This is a genomic window from Streptomyces sp. NPDC059248 (assembly GCF_042753905.1).
In the GTDB taxonomy this organism is placed as follows: domain Bacteria; phylum Actinomycetota; class Actinomycetes; order Streptomycetales; family Streptomycetaceae; genus Streptomyces.
Window position 1 is genome coordinate 37,999 of sequence record NZ_JBHYZV010000013.1, and the last position, 22,657, is coordinate 60,655.

Consider the following 22,657-nt stretch of genomic DNA (forward strand, 5'->3'; position numbering starts at 1 on the left):
TGGGTTCCGGGGTCAGAAGAAGACCTTGGCCAGCCCGAGCGCGCCCTGTCTCCAGGGGTCACGGCTGGTCCGGCCGCCCGCGCCGGCGGCGGCGCGGGCGGGCGGCAGGGTGCGCCACCACGCGTAGGTGCGCAGGATGGCGTCGCGATTCGACTGCCGCGGCGCGAAGCCGAGCCGTTCACGGGCCCGGCTGATGTCCACGTAACTGTCGTCCAGCAGCTTGTAGAGCAGCCGGCCGTACACGGGTGAGAGCCCGCTGCGCTCCAGGCCCCGCAGGACGGCGATGGCAGGACGCGCGGGCAGCCCGACGACCCGCTTGCCGTGTCCCGCGGCGTCCAGGACGGCCTGGAAGTCCTCACGAATGGTGCCGAACTCGGCCGCGCCGACGTTGTACACGTCGTCGGCGATCTCCGGCGGCGCCTCGACGGCGAGCACCACGGCGTCCACCAGGTCGGCCATGCCGAACATCTGGATCCGGACGTCGCCGCGCCCCAGGACGGGGAAGTTCCGCCGTTCGTCGGCCCATTCGAAGAGCATCGAGAACAGGCCCATCCGGCCGGGTCCCACAAAGGTCTTGGGGCGCAGCACCGGCAGACACATGCCCCGGGCGCGGAACTCCTCGCAGACCGTCTCGGCCTCCGCTTTGGCGGCGCTGTACGGGTCGACGGGCTCGCGCGGGTGCTCCTCGGGGGTGGGCACTCGTTTGGGCAGCCCGTAGACGGCGGTCGACGAGATGTGGACCACGCGCGGGACGCGGGTCCGTTCGGCGGCGGTGAGGACGCTGCGGGTGCCGTCCACCGTGATGGAGCGGATCTGGTCGACGGGGTAGCTGGGCAGCGCGGCGGCGCAGTGCACCAGGGCGTCGGCGCCGGTGAAGGCGCGGGTCAGGGCGGTGGTGTCGCGGATGTCGGCGATCAGATGCCGGGCGCCGTCCGGGGTGGTCTCGGCGGGGCGCAGATCGACTCCGGTCACCTCGTGTCCGTCGGCGGCGAGCCGGGCGACCAGATGGGAGCCGAGCATTCCGGCGGCCCCGGTGACGGCGATGCTCAGGCCCATCGGGACACCGCCTTGTCCTTGACGAAGGAGGTGAGCAGCCGGGTGAGGCCCTTGGCGAGGGTCTTTTCGAAGGCGGTCAGGAAGATCTCCGCCTCGGCCGGTCCCGCGACCAGCGGCGGGGCGACGACCAGCGGGCTGCGGCCGTTGAGAGTGTAGTAGAGGAAGACGTCGTGCTGCTGGTACATGTGGTGGATCACCGCGCAGGTGATCAGTTTGGTACGCAGCAGGGGGTCGCGGGCGAGGCCGCCCGGGGCCAGTTTGGCGGCGAGGTCGAGAACGCGGGGGCCGCCGTCGAGGAACACCCCGTGGAGCGCTCCGGCGCCCCGGATGTCGGCGATGACGTCGGGGAACTGTTTGCGCAGCCGTTCCAGTCCGGGCACGAGGACGCGTTCGAGGTCGCGGGCGCGGGCCGGGTAGTCGTCGTCGACGGCGATGTTGACGGCCTCGATGGCGGTGGCGGTCTCCTCGCCGAAGCCGTAGTAGGTGGTGCTGGTGGACTGGAGCATGGCGTCGCCGAGGTTGTCGTACGCCTTCTTGAAGACGGGTTCGCGGGCGACGAAGGCGGAGATGGACGACTTGCCGCCGCCGAAGGACTTGGAGGTGGTGACCACGTCGGGGATCAGGCCCGGGTAGCGCATGAAGTGGAAGAGGCTGCCGGTCTTGCCCCAGCCGGTGTAGATCTCGTCGAAGATCAGCACGATGTCCTCGGCGGTGCACAGCTCCCGCAGACCGCGCAGAAACGTTTCGGAGCATGCGGTCATGGTGGAGGCGGAGAAGGGTTCGATCAGGATCGCGTATACGTCGCAGCCCCCGCCGTCGGCGTCGCGGGCCCCGTCCACGGCGGCACGGACGGAGTCGAGGTCGCCGTAGGTGAAGGAGGAGACACCGGGGATGCCGGGGAAGGTGAAGGCGGACGCCTGGGCGCTGCCGGTGAGGCTGCCGGAGCCGAGGAGTTTGCCGTGGAAGCTGATGTCGGCGTGGAGGATCCGGCCGCGGCGCCCGCCGTGGTACTTGTACGCGAGCTTCACCGCGCCCTCCACCGCCTCGGCGCCGGAGTTGGGGAAGAAGGACATCCCGAGGTCGCCGGGGAGCAGCCGGGCGAGGTTGTGGCCGAGGGCGGCGACGTACGGCGAGAAGTAGGTCTTGTGGACCTCCATGCGCCGCCGTTCCTGGAAGCGCCGGCGGGCGGCCAGGATGCGCGGGTGGTTGTGGCCGTGGTTCAGGACGCCGACGCCGCCGGTGAAGTCCAGGACGCGGCGGCCGTCGCGGGTGTGGATCCAGGCGCCTTCGGCGTGGTCGACGAGTTCCCGGCCGAAGCCGAAGGAGGTCATCAGCGCGACCTGGCTCCGGTTGACGTACGAGCGGTACAGATCGTGGACTTGGCGGACCGTCAGCTCCTCGGCCTCGTCGAGGCTGATCAGCGGTTGTGCGACGGCGGTCATCGGATTCCTTCCGGAACGGTGGTACGGGACGGGGCGGCCGGTGCGGGGCGGGCGAGCCGGGCCCAGAGCAGGGCGGCACCGGTCGCGGCGACCTCGCTCAGGACGCAGACGAGACGGCTCGCGATGACGGTGGCGGTCGCGGCGGCCGGCGGCATTACGGCGGCCAGCGGGGCCAGCAGCACCAGTTCCCGCGCGCCGATGCCGTCGGGCAGGACGAAGGCCAGGCTGCCCGCGACGGTGGCCAGCGCGAACCCGCCGACGGCCACCGGGAGCGCGGCTCCCGCCGGGGCGCCGAACAGGACGGCGAGCGCCCACAGATGGAGTCCCGACACCCCCCAGGAGGCCAGGGCGAACAGGAGGGAGCGGCGGAGGGACCGCGGCGAGCCGGGTTCCACGGGCGGTCGCCTCGCCGCCTTCAGGGCCCGCGCCACCAGGTGGTTCACCCAGCCGGGCCGGGCGTAGGCGGCGGCCGCCGCCAGGACGAGCGGCGCGAGCGTCCAGGCGTACGCGCCCAGGACGGCCGGCGCCACCAGCAGTCCGGCCCAGGCCCCGGTGACGACGCCGATCACCAGGCCGAGTCCGAACCCGGAGAGCATCCGCTCGGGCGCCACCCCCGCGTCCCGGCCGAGCCGCAGATGCGCGAGCACACCCCAGATCCGGCCGGGGACGAACTTGCTGATGAACCCGATGAAGAAGATCCGGGCGGCGACGGGCATCGGCAGCCGGGTCGCGCCGTCGGCGACCAGGACCCGCCAGGAGAGCATCGACAGCGTCAGGCCGACCGCGTTGGCCAGCACGGCGAGGACCAGCAGAACGATCCCGCCGGGGTGGTCGGCGGCGGCAGAGAGTTCCGTACCGGCGCCGTCCAGCGATCCGCCGACCGCCAGGGCCGTCGCGCCCAGCAGGACGACGGCGGCGAGCGCGCGCAGGATCCGGGAGCGCGTCGAACGGGGCGCGGGCGCCTGCGCGTCGGGCTCCGCCGGACCGGACGCGGCGGACGGACCGGGCACAGCGGACGGACCGGGCGCGGCGGAGGCGCCGGGCGCGGCGGGCGCCGGCGCGTCGGGCTCCGCCGGACCGGACGCGGCGGACGGACCGGGCACAGCGGACGGACCGGGCGCGGCGGAGGTGCCGGGCACGGCGGACGGGCCCATGTCGGCGCGGGGCGGCGCCGGTACGGGATCACTCACCGGCCAACCGCCGCCGGGGTCTCGTGGCGCCCGCCGCCGTCCCCGCCGCGCCCCGGTCCGCGCGGCGCCGGACCGAGGGCCCGAAGCCCGGGTCGACCAGCCAGCGCACCGCCCCGACCAAGGCGCCGGAGACCAGCGCCAGATGGACCAGGAAGTGCGCCAGCAGGAACCAGGCCAGGAAGCCCGCGCCCCGGCGCCGGGCAACGAACCGGGCAAGACCGGGATCGGCCAGCGCGAACCCGATCAGACCGGCGGCGGGCACCGCGAGCAACCAGGGGGCGATCAGTGCGAGCGGCAGCGTGGCGGGCACCAGGGCGGCGGCGAGCGCACCGGCGGGCCGGTTGGCCTTCAGACCGCCGCCCCGCCGCTCCACCGCCGCGACCGGCACCAGGAGTTGCGAGCGGCGGAACTGCTCGGCGAGCATCGGAACCATCCGGTCCACGTCGTCGTGCCGCCCCACCACGGTCTCGGTCATCCTGATCCGGTACGCCGCGCCGAGCCGGTCGCTGTACTCCACGTCCTCCGAGTCGCGCAGATTCTCGTCGAACGGGCCGACCTCGTCGAACACGGCGCGCGGGATCGCCGCCAGGGCGAAGATCGCGGTCCCCACGACGCCCACGCTGCGCCGCCGCCAGAAGTGCGCGTGCAGCGCCCGGTAGCGCTCCACCGGCCCGTCGTCGACGAGCGGTTCCAGGTCGTAGATACCGTGCACACAGCCCGTACCGGGATCGCTCAGCAGCAGGTCGACGGCGTTGGCGACGGCGTCGGGGGCGAGCGCGACATCCGAGTCCAGATAGAACAGGATCTCGCCGCGGCTGTTCCTCGCCCCGAGGTTCCTGGCCGCCGACACCCCCCGGTTGACCGGCGACGACACCAGGACGCAGGGGAACCGCCCGGCCACCGCCGGGGAGCCGTCGGTACTGCGGTCGTCCACGACCACGACCTCCAGCGGGGCGAGGGTCTGGGCGTACACCGACTCCAGGACGGCGCCCAGGGTCTTCTCGGAGTTGTAACTCGGGATGATCACGGAGACGGTGGGTCTTTCCCCTGGCATGTCACTCCCTGACTTCTCGGTTCGGCGGTTCGGGGTGGCTCCACCCGCCCGATGGACGCCAGCGCCCAGCCGGCGGGGGCCGGGCAGCCGGCGAGCACTCCGGCGAGGAAGCCGAAGGCGGCGCCTTCGGCGTCGGCCGGGTCGACCGCCTCCATGAAGAGGGCGGCATGGACCCGGTCGGGGCCCGCGACGGCGTGCAGATGCGCGGGGACGGCCGCGTCCCCGGCGGCTCGGGGCCGCCGGAACGAACGCAGGATCTCGGCCAATTCACCGGGACCGGGGGTACGTTTCGCCCCGCCGGCTTCGACGAGGATCAGCAGCGCGGTCACGAGGTACATGAGGCAGCGCGCTCGGGGCTCAGCCCCGTCCGTCCCCGCCCGGGGCGCTTCCCGGGCCCGCGGCGGACGTCCCGGGGGACGCGGTAGCCACGGCCCGAGGCGGCCTCCGGACGGGGGTGGTACAGACCGCGGGACCGCGCGGTGGGTTCGGCATGGCGACTGCTCCCCTCGGCAGTGGGACCGGACCTGCTCCGGTCCGGCGCCGATTCTCTTCGCGCCGCCGACGGCCCGGCCACCCTCTTCGGATGGCAGCCGGTTCCGCCGTCACCCGCTGCCACCGGCCACGGCCCCGCGGATCGCCGCCGAACTGGCGCGACCCTCCCGCTGGCAGGGAGATGCCCGGCAGCTTTCGGCCACCTCGTTCGACTGGTCCATACCATTGGCAGGTCGGAGGATGTCCCACGGCGCCACCCCGCCCGGTCCGGCCGCGCATTACCCGGCCGAATCCAGCACTCGCGCCCACCCCTGCGCTGCTGAGCGGAATGATGTGCGTAAAACCCGGAGATTTGGGGGGAAGGATTGTTCGACGCAATCGGCCTCGACGCGACGACGGAAGCCGTCTACCGGCTCTTCCTGGAGGAACCGGAACTCAGACTCGATCAGATCGTCACCAGATCCGGCTGGAGCGAGGAGGAGGTACGCTCCGCGCTCGACCGTCTCGCCGACCTCTGCTTACTGGACCAGGCCGATATCCACGCGGCCGGCGAACAGCTCTTCCGCGCCACCGACCCGGATGTCGGCCTCTCCTATCTGCTCTCCCGGCGGGAGGCCGAACTCGCCAAGCAGCAGCGCGGCCTGGAGGAGGCGCGAGCCGCCGTCTCCACCCTCACGGCCCGTCGCACCGCCCGGCTGCCCCGCGGCTACGACGTCGTCAAACGACTGGAGGGCCGGGACGAGATGCGGGTACGCCTCGCCGAACTCGCCGAACTCGTCCGCTTCGAATATCTCTCCCTGCTCCCCGGCGGCGCCCAGCCCCCCGACGCCATCGCCGACAGCCGGCCGCTCGACCAGCGGGCCCTCGCCCGCGGCGTCCGGATCCGCAGCATCTACCAGGACAGCTTCCGCAACGCCCCGGAAACCGTGCGCTACGTCAACTGGCTCGGCGGCCTCGGCGGCGAGGCCCGTACCCTGCCGTCCCTGGCCATCCCCATGGTGGTCTTCGACCGCGAGGTGGCCCTCGTCCCGCTCGACCCGGGCGACGGCCGGGCCGGCGCGCTCGAACTGCGCAGCACCGGCGCGGTCACGGTCGCCCGGCTGCTCTTCGAGGAGTACTGGTCCCGCGCCAATCCGGTCGGCCCCACCCCGCCCCACGACCGCAACGGCCTCAGTCCGCAGGAGAAGGAGCTGCTGCGCCTGCTCGCCCGGGGCCACACCGACGAGACCATCGCCCGCCGCCTCGGGGTGTCCCTGCGGACGGTACGCCGGATGAACGCCGACCTGACCGGCAGACTGGCGGCCCGCAGCCGCTTCCAGGCCGGCGCGGAGGCGGTACGCCGGGGCTGGATCTGACGACACCCGGGAGGGCTCCCCCGCCCATCACCGCGCCAGGACCCGCGCCCCCGTCCCCCGTGAGGCCGCCGCGTTCCGATCGGTCGACGGCACCGGCGGCCGGCCGCGACGGCGCGGCGGGCACGCCCCCGTCTACGGTTCCCAACCCCAGGCTTCGCGGCCGAACGCGTACCACATGTCCGTGAGTTCCCGGTCGCCCGCCTTCTCGGCGGCGACGGCGACCTCGCGGACCACGTCGATCAGCCGGACCCGGCGCGGTGGTACGGCGTCGGGGCCGCGGAGCTCACCGGCGGCGGTCATCCGTCGCCACAGGGCGCTGCCCGCGTCGCAGTAGAGGAACGGCGGATCGACGTAGCCGTCCTCCAGCCAGGAGTCGTAGCCCGCGAATTCGGGGGCTTCCTCGTCGAACGTCCGCAGACCGGTGAACCCGGTCAGGGCGTCGAAGTAGCCGGTCCGCTCGGCGTAGTCGGGGTGCCGGTCGACCGGAAAGCGATATGTGTATCCGCGGCGCAGCAGGGTGTCCATCACGCGGAAGTGGGTGAACGAGCAGTCGTATCCGTTCTGGAAGCCGTACAGCGCCGCGAACCAGTCGCGGACACGGGGGTCGTCCGGCGCGGTGTGACGGTCCAGGACGCGGACCGAGTCCGCGACCAGGTCCTCGACCTCGTGCAGGGACATCGGGTTTCCCCCTCGGACGGACGACGGCATGAAGACTCCCGGGTACGCGGAGCCCGCCGTACGGGCCCCGCGTATCCAGGAGTTACGTATTCCATCAGACGCCACTGACACCGCCCCGGACCCGGGAGGCGTCACGGCCGCGCGGGTCCGCCCCCGGGCCGGACGGGCGGAAGGGACCGGACGGGCCGGACGCGACCGGAAGGGACGGACGCGACCGGAAGGGACGACGCCGCGCCCCGTCCGGCTCCTGTGTGATTCCTGTTCGGTTCCTGTGTGGCTCTCGTCGGATCCCCGCGCCGGGACAACGGATGACACTTCGTCACCCTCTTCCCGGCGCGAGGGTGCCCCTGGGGATTCCAGGGGCGCTGAGCAGGACCGACGACGAGGAGATATCAACGTGGGACAGGTCTCACGCGCGCTGACGGCCGCCTTGGCGGTCGCGGCGCTGGCGGCGGGTGTGCCGGGGCCGGCGCACGCCCGGCCGGCCGCCGAGTCCATACCCGGCGCGCCATCGGGCGCTCCGGGCGAGCGGCGGCTGCCGGAGGGATGGCGGTTCGCGGGCGGTGAGCTGGTCTGGAGCTCGCCCGAGCCGGTGGGCACGGGCGGCGCGCTGGTCGAGTTCCGCTCGGGGACGCGGACCCTCGGTATCCCGACGCCTTCAGCCGACCAGCGCACCTTCCGGCTCCCCGTCGACGCGGAGCGGGTCGGACCGGTCGGCGAACTCCGGGTGTTCGCCGGTTCGCGGCGGCTGGACACGGCGGGGGCCGCCGACCGGGCACCAGGACCGCGGCGCTCGTCGGCCGTACCGCCGCCCGCGGCCCCGCTGCCCGCCAACCCGGTCGACCCCGGCACGCCCGGCAAGTACCGCACCACCAGCGGTGAGTACACCCTGGAGTCGGTGAGGCTGCCGGGCTACCAGGAGCCCGTCGAGATGCGCGCCACCGTCGTCGGCCCGACCGACGCGCCGGGGAAGAGGCCGCTGGCGCTCTTCCTCCACGGCCGCCACTCCACCTGCTACGAGCCCGGCGGGAACAGCTCCGGCATGTGGTGGCCGTGCAAGCCGGGGATGAAGGAGATCCCGAGCTACCGCGGCTATCTGCACGACCAGAAACTCCTGGCGTCGCAGGGCTATGTGACGGTCTCCGTCTCCGCGAACGGCGTCAACGCCCAGGACGGCCGGCAGGCCGACCATGGGGCGCAGGCCCGTTCGTCCCTGGTGCGCCACCATCTGGCCCGCTGGGCGGAGTGGGGCGAGAACCCCGCGAAAGCCCCCGCAGCGGTACGCGCGACGAAGCCCGCCGACCTCTCGAAGGTGCTTCTGGTCGGCCACTCCCGGGGCGGCGAGGGCGTCAACCGGGCGGCTCTCGACAGCGCCACCCCGCCGCCGCCCGCCGGGGACGGCTACCGGGGGCGGGTGAACTGGCGGATCCGCGGCACCGTCCTCATCGGCCCCACCCTCTTCGGCCAGAACCCCGCGCCCGACGTACCGTCCATGACCGTCCTGCCGGGCTGCGACGGCGATGTGAGCGACCTCCAGGGCCAGCTCCAGCTCGACGCCGCCCGGGGGACCGGCCGGGGCACGGCGCTGCACAGCGCCGTGTACATGGTCGGCGCCAACCACAACTACTTCAACACCGAGTGGACGCCCGGCCAGGCGGAGGCCCCGGCCTCCGACGACGTCTGGGACGACGAGAGCCCGGTCTGCTCGGAACGGGCCGAGCACCGGCTGACCGCCCGGCAGCAGCAGACGGCGGGCTCCACCTATATCGCCGCCGCCGCCCGGCTCTTCGTCGCGGGCGACGACCGGGTCCGCCCACTGCTCGACGGCTCGGGCTGGCGCGCGCCGTCGGCCGATCCCGCCCGGGTGTCGACCCACGCGGTCGGCGGCAACCGCACCCCGGCGATCCTGCCCGACGCCCCGCTCTCGGTGACGAACGGCCGCGTATGCCGACAGGTCTCGACGGACGACGCCCTGGCTTGTGGGGTGGGATCCGGCTCAGGACCCGGGCAGTCACCGCACTTCGCGGCCTGGACGGCCGCCTCCGACGAGCCGGGCCGCAACGCGGTCACGGCCCGCTGGACCGAGCCGGGCACCCCGGTCCGGCTGACGCCGAAGCGTTCCTTCTCCCTGGCGGGCTCCGACGCGCTCGCCCTGCGGGTGATCGTGCCGCCGAACAGCTCGGGCACCCGGCTCGACGTCACCCTCACCGACACCTCCGGCAAGCGGGTGAGGCTCGGTCGGGTCACCGTCGACGGTCTTCCCGGCTCCGACACCACGACCGCGCACTGGGCGCGTGAGGTCCGCGTCCCGTTGAAGGCCGCCGCCGACGCGGGTGTCGACACCCGGCGGATCCGGTCCCTGGAGCTGACCCCGCGCGGCGGTCCCGGCGAGCTCTGGCTGATGGACGCCTGGGGCTGGCGTCCCGGCACCCCGGCGGTACGCCCCGCCCCGCTGCCCCGTATCGACGTCAACAGGGTGTCGGTCGACGAGGGCGGCTCCGGCACCCGTACCCACCGTGTCACCGTCCGGGCCACCGGCGAGGGCACCGGCACGATCAAGCTCGCCACCCTCGATCCGAAGACCTGGAAGTCCACGGTCCGCACCGTGTCCGTGAGCGCCGGACGCCCCGCGGACGTATCGATCACGGTCGAGGGCAACCCCCGCTACGACATCGACCGCGACCATATGATCGCGGCCAAGGCCGTGCACGGCACGGCCGTCGGCAGCGCCCTGGGCGGTGTGCTCGTCCGGAACGACGACCCCATACCCGTGATCACCGTGACCCCGGTCGCCGACGCGGTCACCGAGGGCCGAAAGCTCACCTGGAAGGTGAGCCTCTCCGAGCCCGCCGACACCGGTATCGAGACACCGTTCGCCTTCCAGCCGGTGGACGGGGGCACCGAGCTGTCCACGAAGGACGTCGACAAGGAGTGGCTCGCCGACCAACTCGGCCTGCCCGCCGACCCGGAGCAGCCGCTGTCCACGAACCATCCCTTCCTCTGGGCGACCGTCCCCGAGGGCGGGACGAGCCTGGAGGTCTCCGTACCCACGACCACCGACACGCTGACCGAGCCGGAGGAGACCCTGCGGGCGCAGGTGTTCGTCCTCGACGAGGAAGGCAATCTGGTGGGAGGCCCCGTCCTCACGGGCAGGGTCACGGACCCGCACCTGCGCTGACCACGGAACCCGCACCGGCGATACGGAACACGGCACCGGCCCCGCCACGGGGCCGGTGCCGGTGTCGGTGCCGTGTCGGTGTCGGTGTTGTCGGGGTGGCCCGCTCCGTACGGCCTGCGGCCGCGGGACCCGGCCCCGGCTCGGTCGCGGTCTTCGCGGTGGCGGAGACGGCGCTTCCGATGAATCCGATGAATCGAGACCGCTCCGGGATCAACCGGTGGGAGGCGCGGCCTCGTCCGTGCCGACGCTCACCAGCCCGGTCTCGTACGCGACGATCACGGCCTGCACCCGGTCACGGAGTCCGAGCTTGGCGAGGATGCGGGCGACATGGGTCTTGACGGTCGCCTCGGCCAGGTGGAGGCGGGTGGCGAGTTCGGCGTTGCTCAGGCCCTGGGCCAGCAGGGTGAGGACTTCCCGTTCGCGCGGGGTGAGTGTGGCGAGGTCGCGGTGGAGGGCGGTGGTGTCGCCGCCGCGCCGGGTGAACCGCTGGACGAGTCGGCGGGTGATGGCGGGTGCGAGGAGCGCGTCGCCGGTACGGACCGTGCGGACGGCGGCGGTCAGATGCTCGGGGGTGACGTCCTTGAGGAGGAAGCCGCTGGCCCCGGCGGACAGTGCCGCGTAGACGTACCGGTCGAGGTCGAAGGTGGTCAGGATGATGACGCGGGGGTTGTCGGGGGCGCCGGTGAGAATCCGGCGGGTGGCCTCCAGACCGTCCATCTCGGGCATCCGGACGTCCATCAGGACCACGTCGGGACGGGTGCGGCGGACCCCTTCGACGGCTTCGGCCCCGTTGGTCGCCTCGGCGACGACGTCGATGCCGTCGACGCCGAGGATCAACCGGAATCCGGTCCGGACCAGGGTCTGGTCGTCGGCGAGGAGTACCCGCAGGGGCTCGGTCACGGTGTCTCCAAGGGGATCAGGGCCTCCACGCGGTAGCCGCCGGTGAGGCGCCGGCCGGTGTTCAGGGTTCCGTCGTGGACGGCGAGGCGCTCGCGCAGGCCGATCAGGCCCCGGCCGCTTCCGGTGGCTCCGCCCGGCCGGCCACCGGTGTCGGTGACTTCCACCCGGAGCCGTTCCGGGCCGTATTCGACGGTCACGGCGGCGGTGGCGCCGGACGCGTGCTTCACCGTGTTGGTCAGGGCTTCCTGCACCACGCGGTAGGCGGCGAGTTCCAGGCCGGGCGGGAGGGGGCGGGGCGGCCCCGTCACCGTCAGGGCGACGGCGAGGCCGGTGTCCCGGACCCGTCCGACGAGCGTTTCCAGCTGGTCCAGGCCGGGTTGCGGGGCCAGTTCGGCCGCCGGGTCGGCCGGGTCCCGGTCGCCGTCCGGCTCCTCCCCGTCGGCGGCCATCGTGAGCAGTCCCATCACATGGCGCAGCTCGGTCATGGCCGCCCGTCCGCAGGCCTCGACGGCGAGCAGTGCCTCGCCCGCCTGCTCGGGAGAGGTCTTCATGATCTTGCGGGCGGCGCCCGCCTGAATGATCATCACACTGACGTTGTGCGTGACGACGTCGTGGAGTTCGCGGGCGATCCTGGCCCGTTCGTGTTCGACGGCCCGGCGCAGCGCCTCGGTCTGTTCGCGTTCCAGAGCCGAGAGCCGGCTGCGGCCCTCGGCGGTCCGGAGTTTCCAGGTGCGTACGCCGACGGCGGCCATCGCCATCGGGACCAGGATCAGTAAGGCGACGTAGTCGTGGGGGACGATCGGTGTCATCGAACTCCCCGAGGTGCTGACCAGGGCGACCGCCACCGGCAGCGCGATCAGGGTCGCCACCCGGTACGGGCTGTACACGGCGGCGCCGTAGACGGCGATGACGAACGCGTAGAAGGTCAGCCGGAGGACGCTCGGCGGGGTCGCCAGTGTCGCGGCGGTGACGACGCACAGCACGGCGAGCGGATAGCGGCGGCGCAGTGCCAGGGCGCCCGACGCGACGACCGCGAGGGTCACCATGAGGGCCATCCCGCCGGGGCCGGTCGGCCGCGGCACGGCGTACCGCACTCCGGGGGCGATCTCACGCACCACGACGACATCGGTGCTCTCGATGCCGTAGTGGACGGTGGAGATGCCGATGACCAGGGCCACGAGCGCGTCGAACTGCCGGGCGCGCCGGGTGGGTCGCAGCGGTGGGCCGCTGGACAGCCCGGCCTCGCGGACGGTCCGGCGGACGGCTTCCCGCAGCCGCTCCGGCGTCGTACGTACGTGCGTCACCGGTTCATTGTCGCCGCCGCCCGGACCCGTGGAGTCCGTCCCCGAGGCCGTTCCCGCCGCGCCGCGTACATCATCCGCCTACATCGCAGGGATGACGTCCGCGCGGCTCGTCCCCGCGCGGTACGGCAAGGGGTCCGGGTGGGCGACGCGTGCGGGCCGGGTCCGCTCCTAGCGTTCACCCAGCCGAATTCCCGTACCCGAGGAGCCCTTCATGACCATGCCGGTGATCGAACTGCGTGAGGTGAGCCGCCGTTACGACGACGGCCCGCCGGCTCTGCGCGAGGTGTCGCTGACCGTGCTGCCCGGCGAGGCCGTCGCGATCCTCGGCCCGTCCGGCAGCGGCAAGTCCACCCTGCTCCATCTGATCGCGGGCCTGGACCGGCCCGATACGGGGACCGTCACCGTGGACGGGGTGCGGGTGGACCGGCTGGGCGAAGCGGGGGCGGCGCTCTACCGGCGGTCGAAGATCGGCATGGTCTTCCAGTTCTTCCATCTGCTCGACGATCTGACCGTCACCGACAATGTCGTCCTGCCCGCGCGCCTCGCGGGTACGGCACGCGGCGAGGCCGGCCGCCGGGCGGCGGAACTGCTGGAGTTGCTGGGCATCGCCCGGCACGCCCGCGCCTACCCGGGGCGGTTGTCCGGCGGCGAGCGGCAGCGGGTCGCGGTGGCCCGGGCCTTGATGAACCGTCCGGCGCTGCTGCTGGCCGACGAGCCGACCGGGGCCCTGGACACCGCCGCGGGACAGGACGTCAGCAGGCTGCTCAACGACCTCAACGCCGAGGGGCAGACCGTCGTCGTGGTCACCCACGATCTGGCGCTGGCCCGGTCCTGCACCAGCCGTACGGTCCGGATCGCCGACGGCCGGATCACCGAGGACGTCCCGTCGCGGGCCGTCGCCGGCGAGGGCGTCCGATGAGCGCGCTCGGCCGGGTGGTGCGCTCGGGGGTGGGACGACGGCGGGTGCAGACGCCGGTGATCGGGCTCGCCACGATGATGGCGGTGGCCGCGTCCGTGCTCGGCGGGTCACTGCTCGTGGTCTCCGGCGCGCCTTTCGAGGACGCCTTCGCCGAGCGGCACGGGGCGCATCTGTCCGTACGGTTCGACGCGGCCCGGGTGAGTGCCGGGCAGCTGTCGGAGTCCGGGGACGCCGAAGGGGTGAGCGGCGCGGCCGGACCGTTCCGTACGGCGACGGTGACCCCGCGGGCGGGCGGGGCCGGTCCCGGGGGGCCGATGACGGTGGTCGGCCGGGACGATCCCGGCGGGGGCGTGGACGAGGTGGCGCTGCTGGACGGGCGGTGGCCCGCGCGCTCCGGCGAGATCGCGCGCTCCGCCGACTCGTCGCTCGTGCCGACCATGGGGATGGAGGTCGCCTTCCCCGGTCTGCCCGGGGGGCCGACGCTGACGGTGGTCGGTGTGGCCCGCTCGGTCACCCGGACCGCCGACGCCTGGGTGGTCCCGTCGCAGCTGCCGGCGCTCACCGGGCCCGGCAGCGGCGGCTATCAGATGCTCTACCGCTTCACCGCCGCGGACACGGCCGCCCGGGTCACCGCGGGCCGCGAGTCCGTGACGGAGTCCCTGCCGCCGGGAGCGGCCGTCGGCGACCAGTCCTGGCTCACCGTCAAGGAGGCCGCCGAGCGGGACACCGCCCTCTACGTCCCGTTCCTCATCGCGTTCGGCGCGCTGGGCCTGGTGATGTCGGTACTCGTGGTCGGCAATGTCGTCGCGTCCGCCGTCGGCACGGGAACCCGCCGTATCGGCATCCTCAAGGCCGTCGGATTCACCCCGCCCCAGGTCGTGCGGGCGTACATCGGGCAGGCGCTGGTCCCGGCCGCCGTCGGCACGGGTTTCGGTGTCGTGGCCGGCCACGTGCTCGCCGTCCCCGTACTGGCCGAGACCGAGGAGGTCTACCGGACCTCGTCCCTGGCCATCTCCCCCTGGGTCGATCTGACGGTGGTCGCCGGGGTGCTCGGTCTGGTGGCGGCGACCGCCTGGGCGGGTGCCCGGCGGGCCGGCCGGCTGCGTACGGTCGACGCGCTCGCCGTGGGGCGCAACGCCGCGACTGTACGGGGCCGGTGGGCGGCCCGGCTGGCCGGACGGCTGCCGTTGCCCCGGGCGCTCGCCCTGGGCCTGGCCCGGCCCTTCGCACGGCCCGCCCGCGCGCTGGCCATGGGCACGGCGGTCCTGTTCGGCACGATCGCCGTCACCTTCACCGTGGGGATGGCCGCGTCGCTCGGCGAGGTGGTGGAGTCCAGGGCCCCCGAGGCCGCCGATGTCACCGTGCCGGCGGCCCCGCCGGCCTTCGGACCCAAAGGCTCCGACGCGGGCACGGACACGGGTCCCGGCACCGGCACCGAGACCGGGACCGGCACCGGCACCGGAACCGGGAAGCGGCCCGGTGCCCCCCGTGCGGATCCCGCCGCGGTCGCCGCGGCCGTCACGTCGACCGCCGGAACCGGGAAGCACTACAGCGCCGCTACCGTACGGGCGACCGTCACCGGTGTGACCGGCACCGTCGACGTGACGGCCTTCACCGGCGACACCTCCTGGGCCGGCTACACGATGGTCTCGGGCCGCTGGATCGACAAGCCGGGCGAGGCCGTGGTCCCGACGCCCCTCCTGGCCGCCACCGGTACCCGTATCGGCGGCACCATCACCCTGAACGGCCTGGCCGAGCCGGTGACGGTCCGGATCGTCGGCGAGGTCCTCTACCCCCGGAACGACGGTATGCAGGTCTTCACCGACGCCTCGACCCTCACGGCCGCCCGACCCGACCTGTCCGAAACGAGCCATCACATCGCGGTCGCGCCGGGCACCTCCGTCCCCGGCTACGTCGACGCCCTCAACAAGGTCCTGACACCGCTCGGGGTCACCGCCCGCTCGGGTGAGCTCGGCTCCGGCAGCGATATGGTCGTCACGCTCAACGCGCTCTCCGCGACCCTCACCCTGATGCTCGTCGCCGTCGCCGCGCTCGGCGTGCTCAACGGCGTACTGCTCGACACCCGGGAGCGCGTCCGGGAGATCGGGATCCACAAGGCGCTCGGTATGACCCCCCGGCAGACCATCACGATGATCATCACATCGGTCGTCGTGACCGGGCTGGTCGCGGGCGCCGCCGGCGTACCGCTCGGCATGGCCCTGCACGGCTGGGTCGTCCCCGCGATGGGCGACGGTGTGGGGCTCCGGCTCCCCGATTCCGTCATGGCCGTCTACGACTGGACCGAGGTCGTCCCGCTCGTACTCGGCGGCCTGCTCATCGCCGCCCTGGGCGCGCTGCTGCCGGCGGGCTGGGCCGCCGGGTCCCGAACCGCCACGGCCCTGCGCACCGAATAGGAGCCGGACAGAACCCAGGGGCTCGCGCCCCCGCCGCGGGGAGCGGTGGGGGCGCGAGCCGTCCGGCCGGGTGTCCGGTCAGTTGCCGGCGGCGGAGAGATGGCTCGCGGTGACGGCACCGTAGAACGGCATCGCGAGGTTGCCGAAGATATCGGCGGTGCCGGGGCCACCGGGGTTCTTCCAGTCGCGCAGCAGCTCGGAGATGACTCCGACGGTGCTGTTGAGCGTGGCGCCGGCGGCCTGGAGCCGGAGCAGGGACGTCTCGCGGGCGAGCGTGTTGGTGGTACCGGAGGCGTCCAGGACGGAGTGGACCTTGTAGCCGCGGCCGAGGGCGGAGAGGGACGCGAACATCAGGCAGACGTCGGTGATGACACCCACGACGACCAGGTTGGGGCGGTCCATGGCACGGACGGCCTCGTCGAAGCGCGGGTCGTCGAAGGCGTCGACCTCACCGCTGCGGTGGATGACCGGGGCGCCGTCGGGCAGCTCGGCGACCAGCTCCGGCAGCAGGGGGCCGTTGGGGCCCTGGGGCGCGGAGGTGGTGGCCACGATCGGGAGGCCGAAGACCTTGGCGGTACGGGCCAGGGCCTGGGCGTTACGGCGGACCTGGTTCTGGTCGTGGTCCTGGACGCCGAGGATCAGTCCGGCCTGGTGGTCGACCAGCAGGATTCCGGTGTTCTCGGGGGTGAGGCGGTCGGTGAGGTAGCTGTTGCCGCTCATGTCTTCCTGACTCCTTGGGGTGCGGCCGTGGTCACGGCCTGGGCGGATGCCTCGCGCGCCGGCAGATTTTGTTGCTTGCGCATTCATCTTAACTTCGAAGGGCGGGCACCCATTCCCGCCCGGCCGGACGGGCTGGGGTGGTCTGCGTCACTCGGCGGTGTCGCCCTCCGCCGGGCTCTCCCCCGATGCCAGGCGCCCCAGCAGTCCGCGGAGCGCGACCAGTTCCTCCCTCGAGAGGCGGTCGGCGAACAGGCGCTCCACCACTTCGGCGTTGGTCCGCACGGCCGCCCGCAGCAGCTTCCGGCCCTCGTCGGTGAGCTGGATCATCGCGCCGCGCTGGTCCTCCTCGATCGGCGTACGGACCACCAGACCGCGCGCCTGGAGCCGGTCGGCCATCCGGCTCACCGCGCTCTGGGTCAGCACGGTCCGCTCCCGCAGATCCTTCAGCCGGATCCCCGCGAGGGGGATGTTCACCAGAGTGTCGAACTCGCTCACGGACAACCGGTGCCGCGCGGCCAGCTCCCGTTCGATCTCCCCCAGCACGGCCTGGTGGATCTCCATGAACGACCGCCACACCCCGACCTTGTACAACCGGGACATCACCGGCTCCTTGCCCGACACTTCCGCCTCCTCGTTGCATGCGCGTGCATCAGTTTCGCACGCCTGCGGACAAGTGCCCCGGAAGCACCTGCTCAGAGACCCAGATCGGCCAGCCGCTCCTCGTACGCGATCGCGACGTCCTCCAGGTCGTCCGCCGGGGCCTCCCACAGGGCTTCCGGCTCCGCCTTCACGCTCGCGGGCAGGGCCTCCCGCCTCGACGGTCGGGGCAGCTCTTCCCCGCGAGGCCGAACGCACGGCGTGCCGGGCGGACGCGACCGCCCGGCACGGGGCACGAGGGCCACGGCGCGAAGGCGGGTGCTGATGTTGACGATTCCACCCCGGCGCGCGGCATGACGGTGCCATGCTGAACGCGCCGATGCGGGGCCTTGTGCCGCGGTGCCGCGTCGGCTGTCGGGCATGTTCGGACCGTCGCGGACCCGCCCCGGGGCGGTTGATCGGATCGGGGCCGGACGGCCCACACCCTGATCGCCGGCCCCGGCGGTCCGGCCCGCGGCTGTCGGCCGCCCCGCCACGGTTTCCCGAGGGGCCGGCCGGTCCCCGCCGTCGCGGCGCGGATCGGGGAAAGGGGAACACCATCATCATGTCTTCACGCTCCGCCTTACGTCCGGTGCCACGTGCCGGGTCGCGTCGGCGGCTGACCGCGTTGCTGGCCGCGGGCGCCCTGCTCTGCTCAGGGTTCGTCGCGGTGGCCGCTCCGGCCGCGACCGCCGCCCCGGCGCGTGCGGCCGCCCCGGTGGCGTACATCGCCAACAGCGAGTCGGACCAGGTGTCGGTCGTGGATACGGCCACCGACACGGTGACCGCGACCGTCCCCGTCGGCGACAGGCCCTCCGGAGTGGCGGTGACACCGGACGGCGGCAGGGCGTACGTCACCAACCGCGGCTCCGGTTCGGTATCGGTGATCGACACCGCCACCAACGCCGTCACCGCCACCATCCCCGTGGGCAACGGCCCGTTCGGCGTGGCCGTGACCCCCGGCGGCCGGGGTGTCTACGTCACCAACTTCCTGTCGGACTCGGTGTCGGTGATCGACACCGCCACCAACACCGTCACCACCACCATCCCCGTCGGCGGACTGCCGAACAACGCCACGGCCGCTCCGGGCGGGGGCCGTGTCTATGTCAGCGGTGGCGCGGCGGTCTCGGTGATCGACACCGCGACCAACGCCGTCGTCGCCACCGTCCCCGTCGCCAGGCCCAACGGCCTCGCGGTGACTCCCGACGGCACCCGGCTCTACGTCAGCTCGCAGAACGCGGGCGTCGTCACCGTGATCGACACGGCCACCAACACCGTCACCACCACCGTCCCCGTCGGGAACACTCCCTTCGGCGCCGCGGTGTCCCCCGACGGATCCCGCGTCTATGTGACCAACATCGGCGGCAACAGCACCTCCGTGATCGACACCGCCACCAACACGGTCACCGCCACCGTCGGTGTCGGCTCCACCCCGATCGGCGTCGCGGTGACCCCCGACGGCGGCGAGCTCTACGTCGCCAACAGCCAGAGCGGCACCGCGTCGGTGATCGACGCGGCCACCAACACCGTCACCGCCACGGTCCCCGTCGGCAGTGGACCGTACGCCGTCGCGTTCACCCCGGCCGCCGCGACCGCCGCGGACATCGACGTCGATGTCACCGCCCGGCCGAACCTGGGCATCCTGGTCCCCTACCTCACATACACCTTGACCGCCCGCGACCTGGGCCCGAACGCCGTCACCTCGGCGACGGTCACCGCGACCCTGCCACCCGGCGCCACCGCAACCGGCCTGTCACCCGGCTGCACCACCACGACCGGCACCGTCACCTGCGCCTACGGCGCCATCGCGACGGGGACCGCGGCGAGCAAGACGTTCCGTGTACCCCTGCATCTGCTGTCCCTCGGCTCCGTGAAGGTCACCGGCGTCCGGACCGCCTCCTCACCCACCGACCCGAATCCGGCCAACGACAGCACCTCCGCCACCTGCACCGTCATCTCGATCCTCCTGGCCGCCTGCGCATAACCGTCTCGTCCCCGGCGGGTTCCGACCCCGCCGGGGACACCGGCGTTCCGTCACACCTCCCCCTTAACGAAAACGCCATTTTCGAAAATTTGATTTTCGATAAGCGGCTGGCTAGAGTGGCGCTTCCAGCAACGATCGTCGAACGGAGCGGCCATGGCCGAGGCAGCCGAGGCACCCGCGGTGTCACGCCGCCGCAGGCTCACCCCCGAGCGGGAGCTCGAACTGCTGCGGGTGACGGCCGAGCTGATCGGCGAGGTCGGCTACGACGGGGTGACCATGGCGGCGGTCGCCGAGCGCGCCAAGTGCAGCACGGCCACGCTCTACCGGCAGTGGGAGAGCAAGCCACGACTGGTGTTCTCCGCCTGGAAGGCCCAGGGGAGCACCCGCGGGGTCGACTTCTCGAAGATCGACACCGGCAGTCTCCGCGACGATCTCGCGGCCTTCGTGCGATATCTGGTGGCCGACGACCCGGCCAAGGAGCTGTTCGCCTCCGTTCCGGCGGCGATCGCGCGGGACGGGAGCCTCATGGAGATCCTCCGCGAGGTGCTGGTCCACCCTCTGCTGAAGGATTTCGCCGGGCTCTTCGAGCACGCCGTGGAGAGGGGGGAGATCACGGCCGGCAACCCGGTCATCGCGCTGGCGGACCGGATCGTCTTCGGCTCCTGGTTCGCGCAGGACGTCCTCCACGGCACCCCGGCCACCGAGGAACAACTCGTGGCCGTCGTCGACACGGTGCTGATGCCCGCCCTCACCGCACACCACCGGGCCGCCGGATGACCCACTGAGCTGACCCGGTCGCCGAATCCGGCGCCGCAACCACCCGAGCACCGTTCCCGCAGGGAACCGGCCGGTGTTCCGCCCTGCCCGGAGACGGCCCGCAACCCCCGCGAACCCCCGCGCATGCCCTCTCGGCATGCCCCCACATCCGTACACCTTCCGCAGCCCCGCGAGAGCACCCCGCCGGGCTGTCGGCACCGCACGCCCGAAAGCACCCCTCGATTCGGAGTCCTCCACATGGCTACCTTCCTGCACAGGGTCGGCCGGTTCGCCTTCCGACGGCGACGGCTGGTCGTCCTCCTGTGGGCGCTCGTCCTCGGCCTCGTGGGCGCCGCCGCCGTCGGCGGATCCGGGCCCACCAGTTCCGCCATCACCCTGCCGGGGACAGAGGCCCAGCGGGCCATGGACCTGCTGGCGGACAAGTTTCCCGCCGCCAACGCCGACGGGGCGACCGCCCGTGTCGTCCTCAGGGCTCCCGATGGGGAGAGGATCGGCGACGCCGGGAACCGGGACGCGGTCGCGGCGACCCTGGCGGAGGTGGAGAAATCCTCCCCGGACATCGTCCGGGTCACCGACCCCCTCGCGGCCGAGGCCGTCAGCGCCGACGGCACCACCGCGTACGCGCAGGTCACGTACGCCTCGGCGGATACGGAGCTGACCGAAGGCGACCACCGTGGGCTGGCGGACGCCCTGGAGTCGGGCCGCGACCACGGACTGACCGTCGAGGCGTCCGGCAACGCCCTGGCTCCGCCCGAGGTGAGTCACACCGCCGAGGCCATCGGTTTCGCCCTGGCCGCCGTCATCCTCCTCATCACCTTCGGCTCCCTGACCGCCGCCGGACTGCCCCTGCTCACCGCCGTGGCCGGGGTCGGGATCAGCCTCGCCGCCATCGCAGCGCTCAGCGGGCCGCTCGGCCTCAACAGCACCACCCCGGCCCTCGCCACCATGCTGGGGATCGCCGTAGGCATCGACTACGCCCTGTTCATCGTGTCGCGCTACCGCACGGAGCGCGCCGATGGCCACGACGCGCGCGAGGCCGCCGCCCGCGCCAACGGCACCGCCGGTTCCGCCGTGGTCTTCGCCGGGTTGACCGTGGTGATCGCCCTCGCGGGCCTGGCCGTGGTGAATCTGCCCATCCTCACCTCCATGGGCCTGGCAGCCGCCGGCGCCGTCGTCGTGGCCGTCCTCGTCGCCACCACCCTCGTCCCCGCGCTCCTCGGCTTCGCCGGCGAACGCGTCGGCGCACCCCGCCCCCGCCGCCGCGCCGCCGCCGCGGCCCGTTCCGGCCGGCCAGGCCTCGCACAGCGCTGGATCTCCGCCGTCCTGCGCCGGCCGGCGGCGGTACTCCTGCTGGCCGTGACGGCGCTGGGCGTCATCGCCCTGCCGGCCGCGAAGCTCGAACTCGGGCTGCCGGACGACGGCTCCAAGGCCGCCTCGTCCACCCAGCGCAAGGCCTACGACATGCTGGCGCAGTCCTTCGGCCCCGGCTTCAACGGCCCGCTCACGGTGACCGTCGACCACCGCGACCCGGCCGCCGCCGGGGAAGGCGCGAAAGCGCTGGGCTCCGCCCTCGCCGAGTCGCGGGGGCCGGCCGCCGTGAGCCCCGCGTCCTTCAACCAGGCCGGCGACACCGCCATCATCACCGTCGTCCCCAAGGGCGCACCGGACAGCGACGCCACCAAGAGCCTGGTGGACGAGATCCGTTCCCTCTCCCGCGACATCGAGTCGCAGACCGGGGCCCGCACCCTGGTGACCGGCACGACGGCGCTCAACCTCGATATCTCCGACAAGTTCAGCGCCGCGATCCTGCCCTATCTGGCGCTCGTCGTCGGACTCGCCGTCCTCCTGCTGATCCTGGTCTTCCGCTCCGTCCTGGTACCCGTCAAGGCCGCCCTCGGCTTCCTGCTGTCGGTGCTGGCCTCGCTCGGCGCGCTCGTCGCGGTCTTCCAGTGGGGGTGGTTCAAGGACCTGGTGGGGCTGGAGCAGACCGGGCCGGTCATGAGCCTGATGCCGATCCTGATGGTCGGCATCGTCTTCGGTCTGGCCATGGACTACCAGGTGTTCCTGGTGACCCGGATGCGCGAGGCGTATGTGCACGGCGCGGACGCCCGTACGGCGATCGAGTCCGGCTTCCGGCACAACTCCACCGTCGTCACCGTCGCCGCCCTGATCATGATCTCCGTCTTCGCGGGCTTCGTCGGCTCCGCCGACTCCATGATCAAGTCGCTGGGCTTCGGACTCGCCGTCGCGGTCGCCCTCGACGCCTTCGTCGTCCGGATGACCATCGTCCCCGCCGCGCTCGCCCTCCTCGGCCGCCGCGCCTGGTCCCTGCCGGGCTGGATCGACCGGATCCTGCCGAATGTGGACATCGAGGGCGAGAAGCTCACCCGCCACGCGCCGACCGCCCCCGGGGCGACCGGACCCGACCCGGTCGGCACCGGGGACACCTCCCGCTGACCTCCCGCTGACCCACCCCGCTGCCCCGCAGGCCACCTGCGGGGCGGCGGGGTGGTCAAACGAATTTTCTTATAGTTCGAATTGCGTGTGCCGGGCGACCG

17 protein-coding genes are annotated in these 22,657 nt (G+C 73.0%); 7 read left to right on the forward strand and 10 right to left on the reverse strand.

Annotated features, from left to right (window positions below):
• Nucleotides 1-12 precede the first annotated feature (12 nt).
• From ACFXG1_RS07915 to ACFXG1_RS07935, 5 genes are read right to left on the reverse strand one after another with little or no spacing between them, the layout of a single operon-like run.
• On the reverse strand, nt 13-1,056 hold the full coding sequence (locus ACFXG1_RS07915) for an NAD-dependent epimerase/dehydratase family protein (RefSeq protein ID WP_384741620.1): 1,044 nt from the start codon (nt 1,054-1,056) through the stop codon (nt 13-15).
• Nucleotides 1,047-2,498, reverse strand: a complete 1,452-nt coding sequence (locus tag ACFXG1_RS07920) for an aspartate aminotransferase family protein (protein WP_384718054.1) — start codon at nt 2,496-2,498, stop codon at nt 1,047-1,049. Before ACFXG1_RS07920 ends, ACFXG1_RS07915 begins: the two co-directional genes overlap by 10 nt.
• Nucleotides 2,495-3,688, reverse strand: a complete 1,194-nt coding sequence (locus ACFXG1_RS07925; RefSeq protein WP_384741622.1) for a lysylphosphatidylglycerol synthase domain-containing protein — start codon at nt 3,686-3,688, stop codon at nt 2,495-2,497. Before ACFXG1_RS07925 ends, ACFXG1_RS07920 begins: the two co-directional genes overlap by 4 nt.
• Nucleotides 3,681-4,742: a glycosyltransferase family 2 protein gene (locus ACFXG1_RS07930; RefSeq protein ID WP_384741624.1), complete on the reverse strand. Its 1,062-nt coding sequence runs from the start codon at nt 4,740-4,742 to the stop codon at nt 3,681-3,683. The genes ACFXG1_RS07925 and ACFXG1_RS07930 overlap by 8 nt, the downstream gene beginning before the upstream one ends.
• Nucleotides 4,712-5,071 (reverse strand): hypothetical protein, encoded by a 360-nt coding sequence (locus ACFXG1_RS07935; RefSeq protein ID WP_384720582.1) that lies wholly within the window; start codon nt 5,069-5,071, stop codon nt 4,712-4,714. The genes ACFXG1_RS07930 and ACFXG1_RS07935 overlap by 31 nt, the downstream gene beginning before the upstream one ends.
• 528 nt (nt 5,072-5,599) lie before the next feature.
• Between ACFXG1_RS07935 and ACFXG1_RS07940 the strand changes: the two genes are divergently transcribed.
• Entirely contained in the window at nt 5,600-6,589 is a 990-nt protein-coding gene (locus ACFXG1_RS07940) for a LuxR C-terminal-related transcriptional regulator (RefSeq protein WP_384720579.1), read from the forward strand.
• Nucleotides 6,590-6,721: 132 nt separating this feature from the next.
• On the opposite strand, the gene ACFXG1_RS07945 is transcribed toward ACFXG1_RS07940, so the two are convergent.
• Entirely contained in the window at nt 6,722-7,267 is a 546-nt protein-coding gene (locus tag ACFXG1_RS07945) for a hypothetical protein (RefSeq protein ID WP_384720575.1), read from the reverse strand.
• Nucleotides 7,268-7,664: 397 nt separating this feature from the next.
• Between ACFXG1_RS07945 and ACFXG1_RS07950 the strand changes: the two genes are divergently transcribed.
• Nucleotides 7,665-10,445 (forward strand): hypothetical protein, encoded by a 2,781-nt coding sequence (locus ACFXG1_RS07950; RefSeq protein ID WP_384741627.1) that lies wholly within the window; start codon nt 7,665-7,667, stop codon nt 10,443-10,445.
• A gap of 210 nt (nt 10,446-10,655) precedes the next feature.
• Here the strand turns inward: ACFXG1_RS07950 and ACFXG1_RS07955 are convergent, their stop codons facing one another.
• Complete coding sequence (locus tag ACFXG1_RS07955; RefSeq protein WP_384741629.1) at nt 10,656-11,345, reverse strand: response regulator; 690 nt, start codon at nt 11,343-11,345, stop codon at nt 10,656-10,658.
• Nucleotides 11,342-12,649 carry a sensor histidine kinase gene (locus tag ACFXG1_RS07960; protein WP_384741631.1) on the reverse strand — a complete coding sequence of 436 codons (1,308 nt, stop codon included), beginning with the start codon at nt 12,647-12,649 and terminating at the stop codon, nt 11,342-11,344. Before ACFXG1_RS07960 ends, ACFXG1_RS07955 begins: the two co-directional genes overlap by 4 nt.
• Before the next feature lie 211 nt (nt 12,650-12,860).
• Between ACFXG1_RS07960 and ACFXG1_RS07965 the strand changes: the two genes are divergently transcribed.
• Both ACFXG1_RS07965 and ACFXG1_RS07970 read left to right on the forward strand, forming a co-directional pair.
• A complete protein-coding gene (locus ACFXG1_RS07965; RefSeq protein WP_384741633.1) occupies nt 12,861-13,568 on the forward strand; it encodes an ABC transporter ATP-binding protein in 708 nt (235 codons plus the stop codon).
• A complete protein-coding gene (locus tag ACFXG1_RS07970; RefSeq protein WP_384741635.1) occupies nt 13,565-15,982 on the forward strand; it encodes an ABC transporter permease in 2,418 nt (805 codons plus the stop codon). The genes ACFXG1_RS07965 and ACFXG1_RS07970 overlap by 4 nt, the downstream gene beginning before the upstream one ends.
• Before the next feature lie 78 nt (nt 15,983-16,060).
• Here ACFXG1_RS07970 and ACFXG1_RS07975 read toward each other — a convergent pair whose 3' ends face one another.
• A complete protein-coding gene (locus tag ACFXG1_RS07975) occupies nt 16,061-16,702 on the reverse strand; it encodes an isochorismatase family protein (RefSeq protein WP_384719772.1) in 642 nt (213 codons plus the stop codon).
• A gap of 147 nt (nt 16,703-16,849) precedes the next feature.
• The gene (locus ACFXG1_RS07980; RefSeq protein ID WP_384719774.1) at nt 16,850-17,302 is read right to left on the reverse strand and encodes a MarR family winged helix-turn-helix transcriptional regulator; all 453 of its coding nucleotides are present in this window, start codon (nt 17,300-17,302) and stop codon (nt 16,850-16,852) included.
• A 601-nt stretch (nt 17,303-17,903) separates the two neighbouring features.
• On the opposite strand from ACFXG1_RS07980, the gene ACFXG1_RS07985 reads away from it, so the two are divergent.
• From ACFXG1_RS07985 to ACFXG1_RS07995, 3 genes are all read left to right on the forward strand, one after another.
• Nucleotides 17,904-19,322, forward strand: coding sequence for a beta-propeller fold lactonase family protein (locus tag ACFXG1_RS07985; protein WP_384741637.1), 1,419 nt, complete (start codon nt 17,904-17,906; stop codon nt 19,320-19,322).
• Nucleotides 19,323-19,475: 153 nt separating this feature from the next.
• Nucleotides 19,476-20,099, forward strand: coding sequence for a TetR/AcrR family transcriptional regulator (locus tag ACFXG1_RS07990; protein ID WP_384741639.1), 624 nt, complete (start codon nt 19,476-19,478; stop codon nt 20,097-20,099).
• A gap of 237 nt (nt 20,100-20,336) precedes the next feature.
• Nucleotides 20,337-22,556: an MMPL family transporter gene (locus ACFXG1_RS07995; protein WP_384741641.1), complete on the forward strand. Its 2,220-nt coding sequence runs from the start codon at nt 20,337-20,339 to the stop codon at nt 22,554-22,556.
• The last annotated feature ends 101 nt before the right edge of the window (nt 22,557-22,657 follow it).